This is a genomic window from Halomonas qaidamensis (assembly GCF_025917315.1).
Classification (GTDB): domain Bacteria; phylum Pseudomonadota; class Gammaproteobacteria; order Pseudomonadales; family Halomonadaceae; genus Vreelandella; species Vreelandella qaidamensis.
In genome coordinates, this window is sequence record NZ_CP080627.1 from 1,976,348 (window position 1) to 1,997,553 (window position 21,206).

Genomic DNA, 21,206 nt, shown 5'->3' on the forward strand with positions numbered 1-21,206 from the left:
CTATCAATTATGTATCAGCGGTGTTCGCGCAACCGCCCAAATATCGACCCGCTGAGCACCGGCACGGAGTGCTTCTCTTGCGAGCGCATGGCCAGTTGCTCCGGTGGTCACAACATCGTCAATAATTGTGAGATGTTTGGGAAGTGGACCATTAATACGAAAAGCGCCCATTAAATTGTGCATGCGCTCGTTCCTATTTAATGTACGCTGAGAAGGCTGTTGCTTGAGGCATTCCGCTTTTATAACGGGCAATTCGACCTGCCTTCCTAGCTGCGTAGCCAACCAATAAGACTGATTAAAACCACGCTTTCGGGCTCGAACAGTGTGCATAGGGACAGGCAAAAGAGCGCTACCTAACTCGTTAGGTACATTCGCCATCATCAGCTCTACTAACAACATACCCGCACGCGGTGACGCATTGAATTTAAAGTCATGAACTAACGCTCGTATAGGACCTTCAAATAACAGCTCCACCGTCGCGGCGGTAAATGCTGGCGGTTGCTCTCGGCAGTGACCACAAACAGCTTGAACGGACGCCACGCACCCAGCATCCAAGGGCTCTTTACAGCGAAAGCAGCCACTATCGTTCCATGGCAACTGCATAAAACACTCCTGGCACCAACTGGCCCGACTCTCAGGAGAAAGACAAAACGCGCAATAACCTGGCAACCCTTTCTTGGCCCACGTACTGGCGTAATGCGCTAGCCGCGTAAAAATCATCTACCCCCCCTCACACGCCAATTTTATATTTTTCATAACACAGCGTTGACATTTACAAGGATGCTGTTAATATACGCCTCGTCTTCAGCGGATGTGGTGGAATTGGTAGACACGCTAGATTTAGGTTCTAGTGCCGTAAGGTGTGGGAGTTCGAGTCTCCCCATCCGCACCAATTAAAAAGTACTTACCTTACTCAAGGTGCTTACTTCCAAGAAAATTCGGTAGCCTTGAGCTAACCGAATTTTTTTGTTTTAAGACTCTGCATAACCCGACTAGCTGACCTCAACTCATTTTTGCGCTACGTTAGCAGTTATCCATACCACTTTGATTTGAGAAGGATCTCAACCTATGGAATGGCTTAACGATAACGCCCAAGCAATATCTGCCATCGCCAGCATTTGCACTCTGTTCGTATGGGTGTTTTATGCCCAACTGCTTTATAACGGCTATGTCCGCCAGCGCCGCCCTAGGATTATTGTCAACCGTGGCAAGGGCGTAGGTAAAGACGCATTGTGCTTAATAAGCAATATGAGTAGTGAAGCTATTTATATTCAACATTTAGTCGCTGTACTGCACACAGATGAGCACTGCTATGAACTTGATGTAGTCGAGTATCAGCAACAAAGCGCTGACGATGAAAGCGAGCGTTACCGCACACACCAAGGTCCCCTAGCATCAGGCGATTATCTCCATATACAATCCTTTGGCACAATCGTCGAGCAGCTCATCAGCCATTATAATATTGATGAACAGTCATTAAGACAGCAAAAACCTCAGCTTGAAATACGTGTTATTGCTATCTATGGCTCTGAAGATATGCCGATTGGCGCATCGCGGCACTTTAAATTAGACCTTTCTGCCGACTCACTGCACCAACTCAACCCGCTGCAGGTCGACACAAAACGCATGACCAGCCGCCAAGAACGCAAGCGCGTCTTACAATGGGCTAAAGATATTGAAATGTACAAAGCAAAATAACATGCCATCTTCGGGCAATATTTTTCTAGGAACTCTTCGATGAAACCAGTGCTCGCGGTCGTTTGTCTAGGCATACTTTGTGCACTGTCTCCAGACGTCTATGCTGCCAATAGCAACGCGGATCAGAGCTATGAAACTGAGAGCTATGAAACTGAGAGCTATGAAACTGGCACCTATGAAACTGAAGAAGATAGCGACAGCGACTTACCTGAATGGGCTGAAACACACGTTGAGCCATTTCGAGCACGCATCGGCAACTGGGTAGATAATACCTCACGAAATATTGACTCTTTTTTTGGCGGCGACCAATCCTCTTCTGCCGATAACAGATCTTACCTTCGTCTTGGCCAAGAGATTGATTGGATGGAAGGTGAAGGCACAAGTGGCGATATTAGCGTACGTTATCGCATTGACCTTCCCACTACAGAAGATCGCCTTCGCCTAATTATCGAGAGCGATCCAGAAGAATCGCAGGGTACGCTAGCCGAACAAGGCTCTGGGCGACTCTACAACGACCAGCGCGATCGCCGAACATCAACCTTTGGTCTTGATTGGTTAGAAAGTAGAGACAAACGCGAGAACTGGAGCAATCGCTTTGGCGCAGGCGTTCGTCTACGCCTTCCACTTGATCCCTATGTACGCTTTACCAGCGAACGTCTGTGGGATTTTAAGGATAGCCCCTGGCAGCTCGAATCATTCAATCGACTATCTTGGTTTAACAACTCCGGGTATTCAGCACGTACTGAGTGGGATATTGGACGTCCGCTTTCTACCAATCGCCACCTGAGATTTATCACCAATGTGCAATGGCGTGAAGAGGAAGACACGCTTGAGTACAGTGAGATAGTGCAGTTAAACCAACGCTTAAATAGCCGTAGCGCGCTGCGTTATTCGGCTATTGCCATTGGTGAAAGCCTATCTAATCCTCGAATGACAAACTACTATTTGCAAACTCGCTACCGCAGAGATATCCATAAAGGGATACTATTTGCAGATGTCATCCCAGAACTACATTTTCAACGCGAGGTCAGCTATGACCCACGATGGGCAATGACACTACGCGTGGAAATGTATTTCCAACGCGAAATACAGCGGGATTATTTTCACTTCTAGTTGCGAACACTCTTTACTAAGACTGCATCAATTGAAACGTACTACAAGGCACTGGCACGGCTACCAGCGCCCCGTCTGTTAACCGATTAAAGCCGCAACCCACCATCACACTCAATAATTCGCGCGGTAAAGTAATCGTTTTCAAAAATGAAAGCGACGCTTTGTGCGATGTTATCGGGATGGCCCAACTGCTTAAGTGGAACACTAGAGGCGATTCTTTCTAGCATATCTGGGCGCATGGCAGCGGTCATTTCGGTTTCAATAAACCCTGGCGCTACGGTTCCTGTACGAATCCCGTAACGGGCAAGTTCCTTACCCCAAGTCACTGTTAACGCATGCACACCCGCTTTGGCGGCTGCATAATTGCTTTGGCCCATATTACCAGCGCGAGAAATACTCGAAATATTAACAATAACGCCTTGATGCCCAGCTTCTACCATCTGCGTTGCGGCTTCGCGTCCACATAGAAAAACGCCTGTTAAATTCACATCAAGCACTTTTTGCCATGACGCTAACGACATACGTTTTTCAACCACACCTTCCTTCGCTTTAATCAAGAGACCGTCGTCAGTGATACCAGCATTATTGACACAACCGCCAACCGGACCCATGCGCGATGCAATGTCAGCAAATGCCTGCTGTACAGATTGCTCATCAGCCACATTCGTTACAAATGCTTTTGCTTGGATATCGTGGGATTCCAACACTGATACAGCGTCATCCAATGCTTCGGCACTCATATCCAAAAGTGCCAGTCGTGCGCCCTGCTTACCTAAACGCTGCGCTATAGCAAAGCCTAGACCGCGAGCACCACCCGTAATGGCAATTACTTTATTCGTCAGGTTCATGTGATTCTCCTTAGATCAACACTTCGTAAATGCACCAATGCATAATAATTAGCATCGTGATACGTCAACGCCTCTATTGTGCATTGCAGCATAGAAGTTTCAGCGCAAAATATCGAGTTTTAGAATAGCTAAGAGAGTAGCTAAGACAGCATCCACCCACTGGCAAGCTGCTTGTTTTTTCAATTTCTGTCACCATATTCACCGATTACGCCTGTCATGGAGTTTGTCATGCCCCTTCTTCTTTTTATATCGTTGTTTACGTTAGTTGATTTTGTACTGTTGTTTTCAATTGGTAGCCAAATCGGTTTATTAACCACCCTGCTACTGGTGCTAGGCACTGGTTTTATTGGGCTGCACCTAATTCGCAAAGAGGGCGTTTCCACCTTGGCGCGCGCGCGACAACGTATGCAGGTAGGCGAAATTCCTTCTCAAGAACTATTTACCGGAGCGGCACTAATTTTTGGCGGCGCTCTGTTATTAGCACCTGGTTTTTTGTCCGACGCGCTAGGCATTGCCTGCCTGCTACCTAACGCTCGACAACTAATGTTCAAGGTGCTCACCTGGCTAGGCTTAAAAAGCACCGGTAGCCAGCAGCAGGCAAGCTATGAGCAGGGCAATACATCACGATCAAACGATCAACAAGGGCCGATTGAAGGTGAATTCATTAGTCGAGATGAAACCGCAAGACGGCGCTGAAGCCTCATTCAAGAAGAATGTCACAAAACCACATTTTTTTATCACTTACCCCTTGAAAGGTTCTCGCCAGCCCCCACTTTTGAGTCAGCATACAAATTCGGCGAAGGCTTTAGCATTCGCCATTAACATGAAGGTGTTTAACCTTCACTTTTCGCGGGCTGCTGCCCACGAAAATCTCATTTAGCTAACCGCCCTAATGGGCTCAGACGATACTCAGGAGAACGTGAGCATGAATATCCGTCCTTTGCACGATCGCGTCGTTGTTCGTCGCGTGGAAGAAGAGCAGAAAACCGCTGGCGGCATCGTGCTACCGGGCAATGCCCAGGAAAAACCCACCCGTGGCGAAATCCTGGCAGCTGGTAATGGCCGTATTCTAGATAACGGCGACGTTCGCCCGCTGGACGTAAAAGTTGGCGACACAGTGATTTTCAAAGACGGTTTCGGCGTTGAGAAGCAAAAAATCAATGGCGAAGAAGTTCTGATCATGAGCGAAGCCGATATTTTGGCGGTTGTCGAAGGCTAATCAGCGCCTCGACCACTCACTTTTCCTTTTAAATTTCACTGTTTAGGAAATAACGAACATGGCAGCTAAGCAAGTTAAGTTTTCCGATGATGCCCGCAAACGCATGGCGCGTGGTGTAGACGTTCTGGCTAACGCAGTAAAAGTTACTCTCGGCCCGAAAGGCCGGAATGTGGTACTGGACAAGTCCTTTGGCGCACCGACCGTCACTAAAGATGGTGTTTCTGTTGCTAAAGAGATCGAGCTAAAAGACAAGTTCGAAAACATGGGTGCTCAGATGGTTAAGGAAGTTGCTTCCAAGACCTCTGACGCTGCCGGCGATGGCACCACGACGGCTACCGTTCTGGCTCAAGCGATTGTTGCGGAAGGCCTAAAAGGCGTGACTGCGGGCATGAACCCGATGGATCTTAAGCGTGGCATCGATCAAGCGGTGAGCGCGGCTGTTAAAGAGATTCAGGCAATGTCTGTTCCATGCACCGACACCAAGTCGATTGCTCAGGTAGGCACCATCTCTGCTAACGGCGACAAGCGCATCGGCGAAATCATTGCTGAAGCAATGGAAAAAGTTGGTAAAGAAGGCGTTATCACCGTCGATGAAGGCCGTGGCTTTGAAGATGAGCTAGAAGTAGTAGAAGGTATGCAGTTTGATCGCGGCTACCTATCGCCCTACTTTGTCACCAATCAAGACACCATGGCCGTTGAGCTGGAAGACCCCTACATCCTGCTCGTCGACAAGAAAATCTCCAACATCCGTGAACTACTACCGGTGCTGGAAGCTGTTGCTAAGCAAGGCAAACCGCTCGCGATTATCGCTGAAGACATCGAAGGCGAAGCGCTGGCAACCTTGGTTGTAAACAACATGCGCGGCATCGTCAAAGTGGCTGCTGCTAAGGCACCTGGCTTCGGCGACCGTCGTAAAGCAATGCTGCAGGATATCGCTATCCTGACCAACGGCACTGTGATTTCTGAAGAAGTCGGCCTAACGCTTGAACAAGCGAACCTAGATCACCTGGGTACCGCTAAGCGCATGACGATGTCTAAAGAAAACACCACCATCATCGATGGCGCGGGTGTAGAAAACGACATCGAAGCTCGTGTTAATCAGATTCGTGCGCAAATCGAAGAGACCTCTTCTGATTACGACAAAGAGAAGCTGCAAGAGCGCGTTGCCAAACTGGCAGGCGGCGTTGCGGTTATCCGCGTCGGTGCGGCTACCGAAGTAGAAATGAAAGAGAAGAAAGCTCGCGTTGAAGATGCTCTGCACTCAACTCGCGCTGCCGTAGAAGAAGGCGTTGTACCTGGTGGTGGTACTGCACTGGTTCGCGTCATGGCTAAAGTACAAGGCCTGACTGGCGACAACGAAGACCAAAACCATGGCATCAACATGGCGCTGCGCGCTATGCAGTCTCCGCTGCGCCAGATTGTTACCAACGCCGGCGAAGAAGCCGCTGTTGTTATCAACCGCGTAAAAGATGGCGAAGGCAACTTCGGCTACAACGCACAAACTGGCGAGTACGGTGACCTGTTCGAAATGGGCGTTCTCGACCCGGCTAAAGTAACCCGTACTGCTCTGCAGTCCGCTGGTTCCGTTGCTGGTCTGATGATCACCACAGAGTGCATGATCGCTGACGACCCTGAAGAGAAAGACGCCGCTCCAGACATGGGTGGCATGGGCGGAATGGGTGGTATGGGTGGAATGATGTGATCCACCCCTGAGCCTATCGCTCTGACGTTTAACGTCGCTAAGAACCCCGCCATGTGCGGGGTTCTTTTATTTAAAGACGCCCCACCTTCCTGCCTCTGACGATAGTTAAAAGCATGCTACCATCAGCGCCTTTATCCGGCAGCTTGTAGGTCTTCATTACCGTGCTCTCCAATATTCGCATCGTACTAGTGCAAACCTTCCACCCAGGCAACATTGGCGCTACCGCTCGCGCGATGAAAACCATGGGCTTATCTGAGCTCATCTTGGTTAATCCCCGGGCGTTTCCTGATGACGAAGCAACTCGCATGGCCGCAGGTGCAACGGATGTGCTTGAACATGCCCGTTGTGTAAGCAGCCTTGAAGAGGCAGTTAGTGATTGCGTACAAGTGGTGGGGGCGAGTGCAAGGCTCCGCAGCCTGCCGCTCCCGCATTTTGATGAACCCGATGACATGGCGCAGCAAGTGATTGAGAACGCCACACAAGCGCCGGTTGCGCTGGTGTTCGGACGCGAGCGTTCAGGCCTCACTAACGATGAGATACGCTGCTGCACACACCAGGTAAGTATCCCAGCCAACCCTGAATACGGTATTTTAAATCTCTCCCAGGCGGTACAAATTTTAGCCTATGAAGTGCACCGCGCTTGGCGTAGGCGCGACGATAGCGCCTTCATTTATCAACGCCCGATTGAAGCTACGCCACCTAGCCGCGAGCAGTTTTTACACTTTCAAGACCACCTTGGACGTTTGATGCAGCAAAGTGGCTTTCTAACTCAGCCTCATGCTCGCACGGAAGAGCAGCTTCAGGCGCTGTTTGCTCGCGCACAGCCCAGCCGTAAGGAACTCTCCTTACTTCGTGGCCTGCTCAGCGCTTTTGAAACGCATTTACCTAAGCAGTAGTTACAGTTTTAACGTAAAGAAGGGCAGCTCATAGCTGCCCTTCTGTTGGTCTGCAAGAAAACTGTGAAAAAGCGCCTATAGCGACATTGCTGCCAGCCACCCAAATGCAATCAGCGGTACGTTGTAATGCAAAAAGGTAGGCACCACGCTGTCCCACATATGATCATGCTGGCCGTCCACATTTAACCCAGACGTGGGCCCCAGCGTAGAATCAGACGCTGGCGAGCCAGCGTCGCCCAGTGCAGCTGCAGTACCTACTAGCACCACCGTTGCCATCGGCGAGAAGCCAAACTGTACCGCTAATGGAACAAAAATCGCCGCGATAATAGGAATGGTCGAAAACGATGAGCCAATTCCTAGGGTAATAAACAAGCCCACTAGCAGCATCACGAGCGCCGCCAAACCGCGGTTATCACCAAATAGTTCAAACGCACCTGCCACTAGCGAGTCAATGGCCCCTGTCGCCTTCATGACTTCTGCAAAACCAGCTGCTGAAATCATAATAAAGCCGATCAACGCCATCATGCGCATACCGCTGGTAAAGAGATCATCCGCTTCACGCCACTTAAAAATACCGCCCAGCGACAGCAAGCCAATCCCCACTAGCCCACCCACAATCATAGAACCGGTATAAAGCTGCAGCCCTAGTGCGGCTACAATCGCCACACCCGACATCACAAGCCCAAATGTATGAGGCTTTGCAGGCGTGTGGCCTTGGTGAGCATTCGTCGCCACAAGGTCTTTACTGGTGTATTCGCGCTGTCCACGGTAGCTGAAAAAAAGTGCTACGAGTAAGCCAATCGCCATGCCACCTACCGGAATAGCCATTGCCATGGGCACCATGCCCCGGGTAATTTCCAAGCCTAGCGACTCGCCAGCGCTATTTAAATTCGCCAGCAGAATATCATTTAGAAAGATCGCGCCGAATCCTACTGGTAGTAGCATATAGGGGGCAGTTAACCCAAAGGTGAGCGCACAAGCCACGGCGCGCCGATCAAGCTGAAGGCGATTCATCACCACTAATAGCGGTGGTATCAGTACGGGGATAAACGCAATATGCACAGGAATGGCATTTTGCGATGAAATAGCCACCAAGAGCACAGCAACAAGCAAAAACACTTTTACTCTCGCTTGATGTGCTGCGGTGGCTTCTTTCCCCAGCATCGTAATTAGCCGATTTGCCAGCATATCGGGAAGCCCCGAACGGGAAATAGCCACCGCAAAGGCTCCAAGAGTGGCATAAGCAAGGGCTACTTGCGCGCCTCCACCAACACCATCATTGAAAGCACTAAGCGTTTCATCCAGTGATAAACCGCCAACTAATCCCCCTACTAACGCCCCAACAACAAGCGCAAATACCACGGATACCCGAGCAAGCGAAAGTGCCACCATGACTAGCACAGCAAGAATTACCGCGTTCATGAAAATTCCCAGTAAGATAAGTGAGTGAGCTTACAAAAGCTGGGGATTCTATCAGATCAGTGGTTTCTCGGTAGCGGTAATCACTATAGAAATAGCAACAATCACAATGTCTAACGTCGCACGTGTCGCCTCTGACACCAGGGGACTGGCTGGTTAATCTGCTTTGTTAAGAAGCGTTAGGCAATCAATGGCAATCACGCGCTCTTCATCCGTTGGTATCACCCAAACACCGACACCACTGTCCGCTGCAGAAATACAAATAGCATTATGATGATTCGCCTGCTCATCAAGCTGCATGTCAAGCCACTCACACTGCGCCACAATACGCGCACGCACAGCGGCGGCATGTTCGCCAATCCCCGCCGTAAACACTAATTGGTCAAGCCCACCAAGCGCCCCAGCTAAGCTGGCAATTTCCCGCGCGGCTCGATAGCAATAAAGCTCAACAGCTTCTTCAGCCTCGGGAGCATCACTTGCAAGTAACTCGCGCATATCACTACTGATACCTGAAACACCCAACAGGCCTGATTGCTTATATAAGAGTGACGACACTTCCTCGACACTCATTTTTTCCTGACCAATTAAGTGCAGCACCAACCCAGGATCCAACGTACCGGAACGTGTGCCCATCGGCAGACCATCAAGTGCAGTAAAGCCCATAGTTGAAGCGATACTGACGCCATCACGGATAGCGCACAGACTGGCACCATTACCCAAGTGCGCAACGATCACTCGCGAACGAGGTGCATTTTTAGGCAAAACATTCGGCAAAGTGCGCTGAATATAATCATAGGAAAGGCCATGGAAGCCGTAGCGAATTAGCCCCTTGGCGGTAAGCTCTCGCGGCAGCGCAAATTGCCGAGCCACCCAAGGTTGACGAGCATGAAACGCAGTATCGAAGCATGCGATCTGTGGCACATCGGGTACTTGTTCCATTAATAGCTTAATAGGGGCAAGACCATGGGGCTGATGCAATGGCGCTAGGCTTGAAAACTTCTCCAACTCAGCCACATCATTAGCGCTTAACCTAACCGCTTCGTGGTAGGTTTGGCCACCGTGAACAACGCGATGCCCTATAGCGATCAGCGTGCCTTTATCGTCACGTTGGTCAAGCCACACCATAAGTTTTGTAATGGCTTCTTCATGATTCGTTGCTGGCGTTAGTCCCATCGCCTGCAGCGCTTGCAGCTCATAGTGATGCGGTTGTTGTCCGACCTTTTTATGTACCAACGACACACGGCACTGAGACGTAGCCAAACCCGAAAAATGACCACTGTAGCTAAGCGTCAACGCTTCTTTGGGTGTGCCAGTAGCGTCTTCATCCATCGCATAATAAGCAGTTCCAACATGATAAAGGGCAAACTTAACGCTAGAAGAGCCGCTATTTAGCACCAATATTTCTTGCATTATTAAGCTCCTGAAGTCCTACCAAGCATGCCACAACGACGCTGATGATCAGCCAGCAGTAACGCTAACGCACTGGACGCCATACGCGTCAACGCGTCGTCTGCACGGCTTGTTAGCATAATCGGCACTCTAGCACCGACAACAACGCCTGCGCCCGTTGCGTCCGCTAAGTGGGTAAGCTGCTTCATTAACATATTGGCTGCTTCAAGATCTGGCGCTAAGAGAATATCGGCACGCCCAGCGACTGGCGAAACGATACCTTTAGTTCTTGCCGCTGCTTCTGAAACGGCATTATCAAACGCTAGCGGACCATCTAAGGTGCCACCGGTTATCTGACCACGCTCTGCCATCTTACACAGTGCCGCCGCATCAATCGTGGAGGTGATTTTAGGATTAACGGTCTCGACAGCAGAAAGAATCGCCACAAGAGGATTGTCATTACCCAGCGCATGAGCCAACTCAATGGCGTTTTGAACAATATCGCGCTTTTCCGCCAACTTAGGATAAATATTGATCGCCGCATCGGTGATTAACAGCGGTCTTGGGTAAGTTGGTACATCGAAGGCCATCACATGACTCAGACACCGTTCGGTGCGCAACCCCGTGTCACGCTTAAGTACTTCACGTAAAAGCTCATCAGTGTGCAGTGCGCCTTTCATCAACGCACCTACGCGCCCCTGGCGGGCTAATGCTACTGCCTGCTCGGCTGCGGCGTGGCTATGGGGTACATCCACCAGCTCAAAGGCGCTGATATCAACCTGAGCTTTTTCAGCCGCAAGCTGTATTTTCCCTTTGGGCCCAACCAGTACGGGAATGATTAACCCTTGTGCCGCTGACTCAACCGCTCCGCAAATGGCGCTTTGATCCACTGGGTGAACGACTGCGGTGGGCATCGGTTCTGGACGATCAGCAGCCGTTAAGATTTCATGTAACCTGCCACGCTCGGTTAAGCGTACTTTTGGCAGCAGCGCGCGAGGACGACTAATTTTTTTAACCGGCGCTAAGACACTAGCTTCTCCTTCGATGACCGTATCGCCTCGTTGATTTTCACAGCGACAGGCGAAGGTAATTCGGTGACGCTGGTCGTCTTTTTCAGTAGCCCGCACGGATACCCGCAGTACATCGCCGAGCCTTACTGGCGCCTTAAACTTCAGCGTCTGGCCAAGATAGACCGTACCCGGCCCAGGCAGCTGGGTACCCAATACGGTAGAGATCAACGCCCCACCCCACATACCGTGGGCAATCACTTCCTGAAAACGGCTGCTTTTGGCGAAGTCGCTATCGACGTGTGACGGATTAACATCCCCTGACATCACAGCAAATAACTTGATGTCCTCCATGGTCAGGCGTTTTTCCAAATGGGCTTCATCACCAACGCTTATTTCGTCATAAGTGCGGTTTTCAATTAGATCATTTACGTCATTGACCGACATCGAGTTACTCCTTTTGAACGTTTCCTTAAGCTAGGCCGTTGGCTTAGCCCACCAGATGTTAAAAACGAAGGTGATGGCCTGCATCAACGTAGTGAGTCAACCCCGTCAGTGAAGCGCCAGCGTCAGAGGCTAAATAAACCACTGCATTGCCAACATCTTGCACGCTAGCAAGCCGGCGTAGTGGCGAGCGCATTTCGCCATCATGAGCTAGTTCATCAAACGCTTTAAGCCCAGACGCTGCCCGTGTACGAATAGCACCTGGCGATACTGCATGCACACGGATGCCCTGGGGGCCAAGCTCAGCGGCCATATAGCGCGTGGCAGATTCAAGCGCGGCTTTTACGGGGCCCATTAAGTTGTAGTTATCAACCACCTTTTCGGCCCCGTAGTAGGTCATGTTGAACAGGCTCCCTCCCTCTTTCATCAACGGTTCGGCATGCTTAGCCATGCGAATAAAGGAGTGGCAGGAAATATCCATAGCGAGTAAAAACCCCTCTTTTGAGCAGTCCACTACCCGTCCATGCAAGTCGTCAAGGGGCGCATAGGCAATCGAGTGAACAACAAAATCTAGTCGGCCCCAGCGCGCTCTGGCCCGTTCAAACAGGGCCTCAAGCTGATCATCATGCTGCACATCACACAGTATTAATTCCGGCTCCCCCATATCAACTGCCAGTGGTGTCACGAACTTTTCAGCACGGGGAGAAGCGTAAGTGACTAGGCACTCAGCACCAGCATGATGCAGCGCCTGAGCACAGCCGAACGCAATACTGTCTTGATTGGCAACACCCGCGACAATACCGACCTTGCCTTGCATGGAAAAAGGATTTGACACCGTTGGCCTCCTAAGAAGTTGATAATAAGAAAATCAAGCCATCGTTAATGTCGCCAAAGGCTTTATTGAATAACGCTTGCCTTCAGGTCTTAACGAAAAGAGTCACTAATAAACGTGGAGCCTTTGTGACACAGGCCTACGACTTTAGTAAAAGCACCCTTGCTGCTGTGCAACATACTACCTAGTATGCCGCCCTCAACTTATTACCGACACTGCTAATTTAACGATACGTCTTTTTTAGCTGCGTTTCTCAGTGACGTTTTCTAACTGCGTGTCTTGTCGTTTAACCCTGTGGCTAACCACATCATTTGTAACCATATCTTGGGAGCCTGTATGGGCATGCTAGCGATTATTATTTCTTTACTGCTACTGATGTTTTTCGCCTACCGCGGCATCTCTGTACTGCTGTTAGCGCCACTTATGGCCTCTCTTGCAGTGCTGTTATCCGGCGATGTGGCATTTCTACTACCGGTCTATACCGATACATTCATGAAGGCACTGGGAAATTACGTCATTCAGTTCTTTCCGTTATTTCTATTAGGAGCGCTGTTTGGCCAATTAATGGCTGACTCGGGAGCAGCGCAGTCAATCTCAAATGGCATCGTTAATCGGCTCGGCACCCATCACGTGGTACTGACCGTCGTTATTGCCTGTGCAGTGCTGACCTATGGCGGCGTATCGCTCTTTGTCGTTGCCTTCGCGATTTATCCCATCAGCCGTGAGTTATTTCGCCAAGCGAATGTGCCAAAGCGCTTAATACCCGCCTCTATTGCGCTGGGATCATTCACGTTTACTATGACTGCCTTACCCGGCACACCTTCTATCCAAAATGCCATTCCTATCCCTTACTTTGGTACCAACAGCTTCGCAGCGCCGGGATTAGGGGTGATTGCGGGGCTGATCATGCTAGGTTTGGGCATTCTCTATCTGCAATCACGCGTTAAAAAAGCGGCAGCGTGTGGCGAAGGCTATGGCACCCATACAGAGCGGGAAGCAACTGACACAACGGATACAACTGACACAACTGACACAACTGACACAACTGACACAACTGACACAACTACAGCTGACACCGCGACTAACTCAGCACCTACCATGCCACTGGCTATTGCATTGATTCCACTGGTCATGGTGATTGGTCTTAACGCCCTGTTTACTTACGGCATCTTTCCAGTGATGGACCTTAGCTTTATCAGCGACAACTTCGAGAACGTAACGCCCAGCAGGCAAACCGGGCTCTGGGCTGTATTAATTGCCCTGCTCAGCGCTTCTGCTTGGTTGATTATTACTCGCTGGCGTTACTGGCAGGATTTGAAAGCCACGGTTAACCAGGGGTGCTTAGGCTCGCTTCTGCCAATTTTCAATACTGCTTCTGAAGTTGGGTATGGAGCGGTTATTGCAACTCTGGCAGGCTTCGCCATTATTCGCGATGCCGTGCTGAATGTTTCCCCAGGAAATCCGTTAATATCCGAAGCCATGGCTATGAGTGTGCTCGCTGGGATTACGGGCTCTTCATCAGGCGGCCTTTCCATTGCGTTGCAAACACTTGGCAGCGAATACCTCGCGATGGCGGAGCAAGCGGGAATTAGTCCAGAGCTCATGCACCGGGTAGCAACACTCGCCGCGGGCGGTATGGATACGCTGCCTCACTCTGGCGCAGTGATTACACTTCTGGCTATTTGCGGCTTAACCCACCGCCAGTCTTACGGTAATTTGGCAATGGTAACGATTTTGCTGCCTATTGCCGCACTCGTTAGCGTAATCACTCTAGGCACGCTGTTTGGCAGCTTCTAAAAAAACGCACCACATGCGATAGTTAAGTAATGAGTTAAGCATTTATTAGCCTGAACAATAACGAGACCTTATATGGCTATCGCACGACAAAACGCCTTCCTTCTGATACTGCTGGCAAGCTTGGTTATTTCCACGGCCATGGGGCTTCGCCATGGCTTTGGGCTTTTCCTTGAACCGATGAGCAGCGACTTCGGCTGGGGTCGGGGTGTATTTGCCTTTGCGCTCGCGCTTCAGAACCTTGTATGGGGCCTGTCGCAACCATTCACCGGCGCACTGGCCGACCGTTTTGGAGCGGCCAAAATTATTGTGGTTGGGGCCGTTTTGTATGTCGCTGGACTGTGCTTTATGAGCCTTTCCACCAGCGCGCTTGGCATGACGTTAAGCGCTGGGTTACTGATTGGGCTGGGCCTTTCTGGAACAACATTTTCAGTGATTTTGGGAGCAGTCGGTCGTGCGGTAGCGCCTGAAAAACGTAGCATGGCGATGGGTATTGTGAGTGCTGCTGGCTCTTTTGGTCAGTTTGCGATGCTACCCGGTACATTAGGACTAATTGAATGGCTTGGCTGGTCAGCGGCATTACTGGCCATGGGGGTTATTGCCGCGCTGATGGTTCCCCTGGGGGCAATGCTCAAAGACCGCCCAAGCCCTAACGCGCTGGGCGACTTAAGCCTACGCGATGCGCTCAACGAAGCGGCGGGGCAAAAAGGCTTTTGGCTGTTGTGCCTAGGTTTTTTCGTGTGCGGCTTTCAAGTAGTCTTTATCGCGGTTCATCTGCCTGGGTACCTATTTGATAATGGGCTGGCCATTCAAGTGGGTACCACAGTGTTAGCCTTAGTGGGGTTGTTTAATATCCTGGGCACCTACACAGCGGGGTGGATGGGGGGAATTTGGTCGAAGCCACGCCTGCTCAGCTGGTTATATCTGATTCGTGGCGTGGTCATTGCTGTGTTTATTATGCTGCCGCTGTCAGCTACCAGCGCCTATATATTTGGTATCGCCATGGGCCTACTGTGGCTTTCAACTGTTCCTTTAACCAATGGCATTGTGGCATCAGTATTTGGTGTTCGCCATTTATCTATGCTGGGCGGTATTGTGTTCTTATTTCACCAGCTAGGCTCTTTTATGGGCGTCTGGCTCGGCGGCTATCTCTATGATATCACTGGCCATTATGACACTGTCTGGAAAATTGCCATTGTACTTTCACTGGTCGCCGCTGGTTTGCACTGGTTTATCAGCGAGAAACCGTTGGCACGCAACGCAACGGCTCCCCAGGTGGCCTCATGAAGCCACTGTCAACATTGGCCGTATTTGTGGTAATAGCAGCTCTCTTGCTGGGTGGAACTGCTCTCGCTTGGTGGGGCTGGCATTCGCTGGATAGCTCACTACTACTGTTTGGCAGCCGACTGTGCTGAATACTCAATAACAGCTGAGACGTTAATTACTTGATCATTCCATATCCCGAGCACGTGGCTGTCGTAATAACTACCGTTATCGTTGTTGTTCTGGCGGTGCTGCTTCACTATGAATCGTTGTGGTTAATATCACGACAAATTGAGCGTTCAAAGAAACCACATCGCCAGCGTATTCTTGGCATGGCATTTGGCGTTTTATTGACGCACATTGTTGAGATTTGGCTGTTTGGCGTAACCGGCTGGTGGTTAACTGAGCTCCTTGGCATAGGTGCATTAGAAGGTTATGAGAGCTTTAATGTTCTAGATTATATATTCTTCACTGCTGTCACCTACACCACCGTTGGCTATGGCGATATTTATGCAACGGGGCCAGTCCGGTTTTTATATGGAACTCTAGCATTAACAGGCTTTGTTCTGATTACCTGGTCGGCATCGTTCACTTTTATTGAGATGCAAAAACATTGGCGAGTGGGAAGATAACCAAGCCGTCCATCTAGTAAGGATTCAGCATGTTTGAAGTGTTAATTTTATCATTTGCTTTTATCTTTGGGATTATTGCCCGCCAGTTCAGCTTACCACCTCTGGTGGGCTTTTTGGTCGCTGGCTTTGCACTCAACGCTTTTGGCCCCAGTGTGGGCCTCCCTAGTGAAGCAGGGCCGCTGCTGGAGCATCTTGCCCATTTAGGCGTTTTATTGCTGCTTTTCACTATCGGCCTAAAATTAAATGTAAGGAGCCTTGCTGAGCCAGTCGTGTTAGGCAGTGCTTTCATACATCTAATCATTACTTCCTTATTTTTTACTATTAGCTTTGTCGTCTTCTTATCACTACCTATGGACAAAGCAATACTACTTGCCATCGCTCTCTCATTTTCAAGCACTGTCCTGGCCGCTAAAGTGCTTGAAGCTAAGCGGGAACTTCGGGCGCTCCACGGCCGGATCGCCATTGGCATTCTGATTATTCAGGACTTGGTCGCTATAGCTGTTCTAAGTTTCTATAGTGGTCAGTCACCTAGCCCATGGGCATTACTGGTATTTTTACTGCCACTATTTAGACCCCTCCTTTATTGGTTCATGAGCGTTGCACAACATGATGAGCTGCTCGTCCTTTTTGGCGCTGTATTAGCAATTGCTGTTGGTGGTATGGGTTTTGAAGCAGTAGGTCTAAGCTCAGAAGTAGGTGCCTTAGTAATGGGGCTCTTGCTTGCAAAACACCCTCGCGCTCAAGAGCTTTCCAAAGCTTTATGGGGAGTGAAAGAAATATTACTAATCAGCTTCTTCTTACAAATAGGGATGGCTGGTTTGCCTGACACTGATGCGTTAATTTTTGCCGGTGTACTCGCCATTGTCTTACCCTTAAAAGGGCTGTTATTTTTTGCGCTCTTAATTGCATTCCGTATTCGAGCGCGCAACGCTTTTTTGGGCGGTTTAAGCCTCACCGCCTACAGTGAGTTTGGCCTAATCGTTGCTTCCGGTATTTTAGAGGAGTGGCTGGTGCCACTTGCAATCGCTGTTGCGTTGTCTTTTGTCATTGCAGCACCGCTGAACCGCTTGGCCCACGGGCTATTTGACCGCTGGGAAAACAAACTATTACGTTTTGAGCGTAATACTTACCATCCCGATGAACAGCCCGTAAACTTGGGCGGCGCTACCGTACTGGTACTGGGTATGGGGCGAACTGGAAGTGCTGCCTATGATTTTTTTAAGGAGAAGGGGCTGTCAGTTGCAGGCGTTGATTCTGATCCAACCAAAGCAGAGAACGAACGTCACGTTTCTTATGGCGATATAGAAGACGTAGGCTTCTGGCATCAACTAGATATTGCCGGACTCAAGGCAATAACATTAGCGACACCAGATCTGGAAAGTAAATTAATTGCAGCCCGAGAGCTACGTAAAGCAGGTTTTACAGGACAACTTTTTGCTGGCATAAATTTTCAAGATGAAGCCGCCCCACTACATGAAGCAGGGGTCAATCAAACTTACCTACTAATGACTGGTGCAGGCATTGGTATCGCGGAAAAAGCGTGGGAAAGCCTTCAATCTAATCCTTGAGTATTTGCACCAATCTTGCGATGTCGCCATAGGCGCATAAGTACACCATGCCTAGGTGAAAACAACAGTGCTAGAAAAAAGCAACCCGTCGCGACTAAGACAATCGTGCCACCGGAAGCTACATCTAGTGCATAGGAAAGCCAGAGCCCAACCACAGCCGAGCCAACGCCCACTGCTACAGAAATTAACAGCATTGTTTTAAAACGATCGGTTAACAGATGGGCAGTGGCTCCTGGGGTAATCAGCATCGCCACCACCAGGATGATACCAACGGTTTCCAAGCTAGCCACAATAGTCAGCGTTAGTAATAGGATCAGCCCGTAATGGATGATACCTGTATTAAAACCAAGCGCCTGTGCCTGGGTTGGATCAAATGCATAAAGCATTAACGGCCTGAAAGCGAGCCAAACGACTAATAAAGCAACAAGGCTGGCAGCCAAGGTAAGTAATAATGCCGACTGCTGAACACCCAGCACATTGCCAAACAAGATGTGCATTAAATGGGTACTGGAGGCAATTTTACTGATCAGTACAATGCCAAGCGCAAAGGCTCCGGTAAACATAATGCCCATGGCCGCATCTGACTTGATTCGCGTATGGCGTTCAATTGCGCCTATCCCTAACGAGGTCAGCGCGCCGGTGACGAAAGCACCGATAAAAAAAGGCAGCCCGACCAAATAAGCGATGGCGACACCAGGCAGCACCGCATGGGAAATCGCATCACCCAGCAGCGACCAACGTTTCAGCACCACATAACAGGAGAGCATGCCGCAGATAGCGCCCACCATCATCGATGTCAGCAATGCTCGCTGCATAAAGGCATACTGAAACGCATCGGAAATACTGTCTGGCAGAAGGTTAACGGGCACCATTAGCGCTGCAATTAGCCCACTAACCACGGCGCTACTTATCGTATCTAACAGTTGTAACATCTCAATTGTGCCCATTACTTATGCGCTAGCGCAGAATCTTTAGCGCGCTGCGTACGATCGTTTGCCGACTGCTCGATGGAACTGACAGCTAGCTCGGCTAGCTTGGTATCACTTAGCATCTCTTCAGGCGATCCTTCGCCACGAATAAAGCGGTTGATGAGCACAACATGATCCACATAACGGCGTGCCCCAGGCATATCGTGGGTAACCATTACGATCGTCCTGCCTGCTTCTCGCTCGCGTTTTAATACATCTAGAATGAGCTGCTCACTGGGTGGATCAACGCCCGCTAAAGGTTCGTCCAACAACAGAATATTGGCTTCTTGAGCTAGTGCTCTAGCGAGCAAAACCCGCTTCTTTTGGCCGCCAGAGAGGGCCCCAATCGGTCGTTCCGCCAGTGCCAACATATCAACATCGGTTAACGCTTTCTGAACAGCTTGGTGATGGCGAGCGGCCTGCCAGCGCGCAGGTAACAGTTGCCTCCATAAAGGATCACGGCGCATGTGGCCATAACGCGCGCTCATTACGGTGTCCCGAACCGAAATAGGAAAATCCCACTCGATCGCTTCACGCTGAGCCATATACGCAATACTGCCCGCCTTGCGATGATGTTCAATCGCCTCGCCAAACGCTTTTATATGCCCGCGAAGCGGCTTCATGCTACCCGTTAAAATATGAAATAACGTCGACTTACCTGCCCCGTTAGGGCCAACGATAGCTGTCCATTGGCCAGCAGGAAACGCCAAGTGAATATTCTCTAAAACGGGCTGCCGTTGATAGGCTGCATAAAGCCCCTTCACCTCAATCGCGGCGATTGCACCTGAAACGGACGTGGTCATATAAACTTACTCAGTTGCCAAGTAACGACGCAGTAATTCCACGTTATGGCGTTGCATTGAAAAGTAATCGGCAGCTTCACCGTCAGGCTCGCTTAACGAATCAACGTAAAGTGGTCCAGCCACGGGCAGGCCCGTATCACGCGCAATACTGGTTACATGCCGATCTGAAATAGTGCTTTCCCAAAAAAGCGCTGCGGGCTGGCGTTCATTAATCATATCAATGACCCGCATCAACTGGCGAGGAGAGCCTTCCGTTTCTGAGTTGGTTCCCCAGATACCATCGTGTTCAAAATGGTAAGCGTCCGAAAAATAGAGAAACGCCGCTTCGCTTGAAAGCAGAACCCGACGATCTTCAGGAATAACTTCCAGCGCTTCCTGCAATTCAACATGTAGCTCATGGAGTTGGTTTTTCAACTCAGCGGCACGCTGCTGAATAGCATCCGCTTTTTGCGGCAAGCTATCTTCTAGTACGTTGGCAATCGCCTGCACGTAGGCGCCAGCCGCACGAGGATCCATCCACAAGTGTGGGTCGATATCGCCTTCCATCTCACCTGTAACGATAGATTGAGTGGGGTACTCCGATGCCTCAGCAACCGCTACGATGGGAACATCTTCAGTGACCGTAGCCTCCACTTGGCGCATCCACTGCTCTAGCTGGTAGCCGTTATAGAACACCACGTCGGCATCTTCCAACGCAGCAAAGTTATCGGGTGTTAGCTCCCATTCATGTACTTCAGCATTCACAGGAGTAAGCACAGTTACGCTGGCGTCTTCACCCGCCACGCCTTTAACCAAATCACCCAGCACCGAAAATGTCACGGCTATGTTAATAGGTGCCTGATTCAGTTCTTCCGCCTGTGCAGAGGATATCGCGCCTGAAAAGATCACTGAGGCGCTTAACATTACCCAACCGTACTGCGTGCTCCCAAGCTGCTTAGTCATTAGTTACTTCTCCTGTGCTAGGATCCCAACACGTACAACTGTAGCTTAATAAAAAAGCTTTGTGCAAACAGTTTAGCCTTGGCTAACAATTATCTGAAAAAATGCGCTACCATCACCAATTAACGTTTCCACTAACCTTGATAAACTTTGCCAATGAGTGAATACCAACAGCAGCACTCTTCAACTGACTTGCCGTCTGACTCTCCTGCTAGCTCTTCCACTGCGCAGGGGCAAAGTGGAGATGCACTTCCTCCCGTGGAGCAGCATGCACAGCAGTATGAAACCGTACGCAATGCTCACGAAACCGAGTTAATTGAAGACTATGTCGAGTTAATCGGCGATTTATTACGTCACCGTGGGGAAGCTCGCGCTGCAGATATCGCAAATCGAATGGCAGTGACCCAGGCCACCGTTTCTAAAATGATTCGCCGCCTGAACGAGCTAGGCTTGGTGACAAGCAAGCCCTATCGCTCGCTTTTCCTTACCGAGGAAGGGCAAAAAATGGCCGAAATTTCCCGGGCACGCCACGATGTTGTGTTGCATTTTTTGCGAGCTTTGGGAGTAGATGACAGCACGGCCCGCATTGATGCCGAAGGCATGGAACACCATGTTAGCGATACAACGCTGTCCATCATGAAGCGCTTTACTGAACAGCAGCAAAAATAGCCA

At 50.0% G+C, this 21,206-nt stretch carries 21 protein-coding genes and 1 tRNA gene; 13 read left to right on the top strand and 9 right to left on the bottom strand.

Features of this window, described 5'->3' with window-relative positions; translation table 11 throughout:
- Window positions 1–3 precede the first annotated feature (3 nt).
- Complete coding sequence (locus tag K1Y77_RS09185; RefSeq protein WP_264428101.1) at window positions 4–603, bottom strand: ComF family protein; 600 nt, start codon at window positions 601–603, stop codon at window positions 4–6.
- A 204-nt stretch (window positions 604–807) separates the two neighbouring features.
- Between K1Y77_RS09185 and K1Y77_RS09190 the strand changes: the two genes are divergently transcribed.
- From K1Y77_RS09190 to K1Y77_RS09200, 3 genes are all read left to right on the top strand, one after another.
- Window positions 808–892, top strand: a tRNA-Leu gene (locus K1Y77_RS09190).
- Between the two features lie 176 nt (window positions 893–1,068).
- Window positions 1,069–1,698, top strand: coding sequence for a hypothetical protein (locus K1Y77_RS09195; protein ID WP_030072743.1), 630 nt, complete (start codon window positions 1,069–1,071; stop codon window positions 1,696–1,698).
- A gap of 39 nt (window positions 1,699–1,737) precedes the next feature.
- Complete coding sequence (locus K1Y77_RS09200; RefSeq protein ID WP_264018199.1) at window positions 1,738–2,811, top strand: hypothetical protein; 1,074 nt, start codon at window positions 1,738–1,740, stop codon at window positions 2,809–2,811.
- 86 nt (window positions 2,812–2,897) lie between these two features.
- Here the strand turns inward: K1Y77_RS09200 and K1Y77_RS09205 are convergent, their stop codons facing one another.
- A complete protein-coding gene (locus K1Y77_RS09205; RefSeq protein WP_264018198.1) occupies window positions 2,898–3,659 on the bottom strand; it encodes an SDR family oxidoreductase in 762 nt (253 codons plus the stop codon).
- A gap of 228 nt (window positions 3,660–3,887) precedes the next feature.
- Here K1Y77_RS09205 and K1Y77_RS09210 point away from each other — a divergent pair, with 228 nt between their 5' ends.
- The 4 genes from K1Y77_RS09210 to K1Y77_RS09225 all read left to right on the top strand — a co-directional run bounded on the left by K1Y77_RS09210 (window position 3,888) and on the right by K1Y77_RS09225 (window position 7,476).
- Window positions 3,888–4,355, top strand: coding sequence for an FxsA family protein (locus tag K1Y77_RS09210; RefSeq protein WP_030072737.1), 468 nt, complete (start codon window positions 3,888–3,890; stop codon window positions 4,353–4,355).
- A gap of 229 nt (window positions 4,356–4,584) precedes the next feature.
- Complete coding sequence (locus K1Y77_RS09215; protein WP_030072732.1) at window positions 4,585–4,878, top strand: co-chaperone GroES; 294 nt, start codon at window positions 4,585–4,587, stop codon at window positions 4,876–4,878.
- Window positions 4,879–4,936: 58 nt separating this feature from the next.
- Complete coding sequence (groL, locus tag K1Y77_RS09220) at window positions 4,937–6,580, top strand: chaperonin GroEL (protein ID WP_030072731.1); 1,644 nt, start codon at window positions 4,937–4,939, stop codon at window positions 6,578–6,580.
- 161 nt (window positions 6,581–6,741) lie between these two features.
- Window positions 6,742–7,476: an RNA methyltransferase gene (locus K1Y77_RS09225; protein WP_030072728.1), complete on the top strand. Its 735-nt coding sequence runs from the start codon at window positions 6,742–6,744 to the stop codon at window positions 7,474–7,476.
- A 75-nt stretch (window positions 7,477–7,551) separates the two neighbouring features.
- Here K1Y77_RS09225 and K1Y77_RS09230 read toward each other — a convergent pair whose 3' ends face one another.
- From K1Y77_RS09230 to fabI, 4 genes are all read right to left on the bottom strand, one after another.
- Window positions 7,552–8,898 (bottom strand): Na+/H+ antiporter family protein, encoded by a 1,347-nt coding sequence (locus K1Y77_RS09230; RefSeq protein WP_030072726.1) that lies wholly within the window; start codon window positions 8,896–8,898, stop codon window positions 7,552–7,554.
- Between the two features lie 153 nt (window positions 8,899–9,051).
- The gene (locus tag K1Y77_RS09235) at window positions 9,052–10,305 is read right to left on the bottom strand and encodes an acetate/propionate family kinase (protein WP_264018193.1); all 1,254 of its coding nucleotides are present in this window, start codon (window positions 10,303–10,305) and stop codon (window positions 9,052–9,054) included.
- Between the two features lie 2 nt (window positions 10,306–10,307).
- On the bottom strand, window positions 10,308–11,738 hold the full coding sequence (locus K1Y77_RS09240; protein ID WP_030072722.1) for a bifunctional enoyl-CoA hydratase/phosphate acetyltransferase: 1,431 nt from the start codon (window positions 11,736–11,738) through the stop codon (window positions 10,308–10,310).
- A 58-nt stretch (window positions 11,739–11,796) separates the two neighbouring features.
- Window positions 11,797–12,570 (bottom strand): enoyl-ACP reductase FabI, encoded by a 774-nt coding sequence (gene fabI, locus K1Y77_RS09245; RefSeq protein WP_264018192.1) that lies wholly within the window; start codon window positions 12,568–12,570, stop codon window positions 11,797–11,799.
- Between the two features lie 333 nt (window positions 12,571–12,903).
- Between fabI and K1Y77_RS09250 the strand changes: the two genes are divergently transcribed.
- The 5 genes from K1Y77_RS09250 (at window position 12,904) to K1Y77_RS09270 (ending at window position 17,824) form a co-directional block, all read left to right on the top strand.
- Window positions 12,904–14,364 (top strand): GntP family permease, encoded by a 1,461-nt coding sequence (locus tag K1Y77_RS09250; RefSeq protein ID WP_264428109.1) that lies wholly within the window; start codon window positions 12,904–12,906, stop codon window positions 14,362–14,364.
- Between the two features lie 72 nt (window positions 14,365–14,436).
- The gene (locus K1Y77_RS09255) at window positions 14,437–15,648 is read left to right on the top strand and encodes an MFS transporter (RefSeq protein WP_264428111.1); all 1,212 of its coding nucleotides are present in this window, start codon (window positions 14,437–14,439) and stop codon (window positions 15,646–15,648) included.
- Complete coding sequence (locus K1Y77_RS09260; protein WP_264428112.1) at window positions 15,645–15,776, top strand: hypothetical protein; 132 nt, start codon at window positions 15,645–15,647, stop codon at window positions 15,774–15,776. Before K1Y77_RS09255 ends, K1Y77_RS09260 begins: the two co-directional genes overlap by 4 nt.
- A 30-nt stretch (window positions 15,777–15,806) precedes the next feature.
- On the top strand, window positions 15,807–16,256 hold the full coding sequence (locus K1Y77_RS09265; RefSeq protein ID WP_009724694.1) for a potassium channel family protein: 450 nt from the start codon (window positions 15,807–15,809) through the stop codon (window positions 16,254–16,256).
- Window positions 16,257–16,285: 29 nt separating this feature from the next.
- Complete coding sequence (locus tag K1Y77_RS09270; protein WP_264428115.1) at window positions 16,286–17,824, top strand: cation:proton antiporter; 1,539 nt, start codon at window positions 16,286–16,288, stop codon at window positions 17,822–17,824.
- On the opposite strand, the gene K1Y77_RS09275 is transcribed toward K1Y77_RS09270, so the two are convergent.
- Genes K1Y77_RS09275 through K1Y77_RS09285 form a run of 3 tightly spaced genes read right to left on the bottom strand, consistent with a single transcriptional unit; the run spans window position 17,809 to window position 20,498 of the window.
- Window positions 17,809–18,756, bottom strand: a complete 948-nt coding sequence (locus tag K1Y77_RS09275; RefSeq protein ID WP_320055262.1) for a metal ABC transporter permease — start codon at window positions 18,754–18,756, stop codon at window positions 17,809–17,811. The two genes, K1Y77_RS09270 and K1Y77_RS09275, sit on opposite strands and share 16 nt — an antisense overlap.
- Window positions 18,757–18,770: 14 nt before the next feature.
- Window positions 18,771–19,595 (bottom strand): metal ABC transporter ATP-binding protein, encoded by an 825-nt coding sequence (locus tag K1Y77_RS09280; protein WP_035536538.1) that lies wholly within the window; start codon window positions 19,593–19,595, stop codon window positions 18,771–18,773.
- Window positions 19,596–19,601: 6 nt separating this feature from the next.
- Window positions 19,602–20,498: a metal ABC transporter solute-binding protein, Zn/Mn family gene (locus tag K1Y77_RS09285; RefSeq protein ID WP_404813864.1), complete on the bottom strand. Its 897-nt coding sequence runs from the start codon at window positions 20,496–20,498 to the stop codon at window positions 19,602–19,604.
- Window positions 20,499–20,690: 192 nt separating this feature from the next.
- On the opposite strand from K1Y77_RS09285, the gene mntR reads away from it, so the two are divergent.
- Window positions 20,691–21,203: a manganese-binding transcriptional regulator MntR gene (gene mntR / locus K1Y77_RS09290; protein ID WP_264428117.1), complete on the top strand. Its 513-nt coding sequence runs from the start codon at window positions 20,691–20,693 to the stop codon at window positions 21,201–21,203.
- Window positions 21,204–21,206: the final 3 nt, after the last annotated feature.

Coding starts and splice junctions, on each gene's coding strand:
- K1Y77_RS09210 (WP_030072737.1), top strand. CDS start 3,888: ATGCCCCTTCTTCTTTTTATATCGTTGTTTACGTTAGTTGATTTTGTA.
- K1Y77_RS09285 (WP_404813864.1), bottom strand. CDS start 20,498: ATGTTAAGCGCCTCAGTGATCTTTTCAGGCGCGATATCCTCTGCACAG.
- K1Y77_RS09215 (WP_030072732.1), top strand. CDS start 4,585: ATGAATATCCGTCCTTTGCACGATCGCGTCGTTGTTCGTCGCGTGGAA.
- K1Y77_RS09200 (WP_264018199.1), top strand. CDS start 1,738: ATGAAACCAGTGCTCGCGGTCGTTTGTCTAGGCATACTTTGTGCACTG.
- K1Y77_RS09250 (WP_264428109.1), top strand. CDS start 12,904: ATGGGCATGCTAGCGATTATTATTTCTTTACTGCTACTGATGTTTTTC.
- K1Y77_RS09240 (WP_030072722.1), bottom strand. CDS start 11,738: ATGTCGGTCAATGACGTAAATGATCTAATTGAAAACCGCACTTATGAC.
- groL (WP_030072731.1), top strand. CDS start 4,937: ATGGCAGCTAAGCAAGTTAAGTTTTCCGATGATGCCCGCAAACGCATG.
- K1Y77_RS09205 (WP_264018198.1), bottom strand. CDS start 3,659: ATGAACCTGACGAATAAAGTAATTGCCATTACGGGTGGTGCTCGCGGT.
- K1Y77_RS09235 (WP_264018193.1), bottom strand. CDS start 10,305: ATGCAAGAAATATTGGTGCTAAATAGCGGCTCTTCTAGCGTTAAGTTT.
- K1Y77_RS09270 (WP_264428115.1), top strand. CDS start 16,286: ATGTTTGAAGTGTTAATTTTATCATTTGCTTTTATCTTTGGGATTATT.
- K1Y77_RS09275 (WP_320055262.1), bottom strand. CDS start 18,756: ATGTTACAACTGTTAGATACGATAAGTAGCGCCGTGGTTAGTGGGCTA.
- K1Y77_RS09230 (WP_030072726.1), bottom strand. CDS start 8,898: ATGAACGCGGTAATTCTTGCTGTGCTAGTCATGGTGGCACTTTCGCTT.
- K1Y77_RS09260 (WP_264428112.1), top strand. CDS start 15,645: ATGAAGCCACTGTCAACATTGGCCGTATTTGTGGTAATAGCAGCTCTC.
- K1Y77_RS09255 (WP_264428111.1), top strand. CDS start 14,437: ATGGCTATCGCACGACAAAACGCCTTCCTTCTGATACTGCTGGCAAGC.
- K1Y77_RS09280 (WP_035536538.1), bottom strand. CDS start 19,595: ATGACCACGTCCGTTTCAGGTGCAATCGCCGCGATTGAGGTGAAGGGG.
- K1Y77_RS09195 (WP_030072743.1), top strand. CDS start 1,069: ATGGAATGGCTTAACGATAACGCCCAAGCAATATCTGCCATCGCCAGC.
- K1Y77_RS09185 (WP_264428101.1), bottom strand. CDS start 603: ATGCAGTTGCCATGGAACGATAGTGGCTGCTTTCGCTGTAAAGAGCCC.
- mntR (WP_264428117.1), top strand. CDS start 20,691: ATGAGTGAATACCAACAGCAGCACTCTTCAACTGACTTGCCGTCTGAC.